1 protein-coding gene and 2 pseudogenes are annotated in these 1209 nt (G+C 60.5%); all 3 read left to right on the top strand.

Annotated elements, in window-relative coordinates; genetic code table 11:
* The coding region (gene moaC / locus BG52_RS15150; protein ID WP_036666806.1) for a cyclic pyranopterin monophosphate synthase MoaC at positions 1 to 364 on the top strand (364 nt) is incomplete at its 5' end.
* Positions 365 to 405: 41 nt separating this feature from the next.
* Positions 406 to 899, top strand: a pseudogene (locus tag BG52_RS02750) (MogA/MoaB family molybdenum cofactor biosynthesis protein).
* Positions 896 to 1209 (top strand): annotated as a pseudogene (locus tag BG52_RS02745) (hypothetical protein); the annotation flags it as partial. The pseudogenes BG52_RS02750 and BG52_RS02745, both read left to right, overlap by 4 nt.

Genomic DNA, 1209 nt, shown 5'->3' with positions numbered 1-1209 from the left:
CACGCTGGAACGCATCCAAGCCGGCACGATCGGCAAAGGAGACGTTCTGGCCGTTGCACAGGTGGCCGGCATCATGGCCGCGAAGAAAACGGCGGACTGGATTCCGATGTGTCATCCGCTGCCGCTGACGGGAATCGATATCGCGTTTCGGGATAACGGGACCAACGAGCTGACGATCGAGGCAACCGTACGGACGACCGGCAAGACAGGGGTGGAGATGGAGGCGCTGACCGCCGTTTCGGCGGCAGCGTTAACCGTCTACGATATGTGCAAAGCGCTGCAGAAGGATATGGAGATCGGACCGACAAGGCTTGTGAGCAAAACGGGGGGCAAAAGCGGCGATTACAAAGCAGGGGAGAGCTGATCGCCTGCCGGGGTCAGCCTATCTGCAAAGGGGGGGAGTCGATGCGTTGGAAGGTAGCGGTACTGACGGCCAGCGACAAGGGCTCGCGCGGCGAACGCGAGGATACGAGCGCTCAAGTCATTCGCAGCTGGTGGAAGAGGAAATGGGCGGCGAAATCGTCGACTACAGAATCGTGCCGGACGAGCAGGATGAAATTATGGCGGCATTGATCGAAATGACCGATTACTATCAAGCGGACCTGGTGCTGACGACCGGCGGCACGGGTCTTGGTCCGCGTGACCTAACTCCGGAAGCGACGATCCGGGTCATCGACCGCTCCGTGCCCGGCATTGCAGAGGCCATGCGGCTCGGCAGCATGCAAAAGACGCGTGCTGCGATGCTCTCGCGTGGCGTGGCGGGCATCCGGGGCCGGTCGCTGATTGTCAATTTGCCAGGCAGCCCCAAAGGTGTGCAGGAAAATTTGATGGCGATCATGGATCAGCTTCCGCACGCGCTTGCCATTCTGACCGGACGGGTGGGGGATCATAGCGAATGAACGAAGCAAACGAAAAACACGAAATGATTAGCGGCGGCGCGGCGGCGACCAGACTGCGCGAGGTGCCGGTCGAGGAAGCGATCGGGCTGCCCTTGGCTCACGACCTGACGCAGATCATACCCGGGCAGTTCAAGGGAAGGCTTTTCCGCAAGGGACATATCGTCGCCGAAGCGGACATCCCCAAGCTGCTCGACATCGGGAAAGCGCATATTTATGTGCTCGAGCTGGGAGATAACGAACTTCACGAGGATGAAGCGGCTTTGCGGATGGCCGCCGCTCTGGCGGGGGAAGGACTTGCTTACGGCGAGCC

Origin of the sequence: Paenibacillus darwinianus, from assembly GCF_000598065.1 — a bacterium.
Classification (GTDB): Bacteria; Bacillota; Bacilli; order Paenibacillales; family Paenibacillaceae; genus Paenibacillus_I; species Paenibacillus_I darwinianus.
This window is presented reverse-complemented; position numbering and strand designations above follow the sequence as displayed.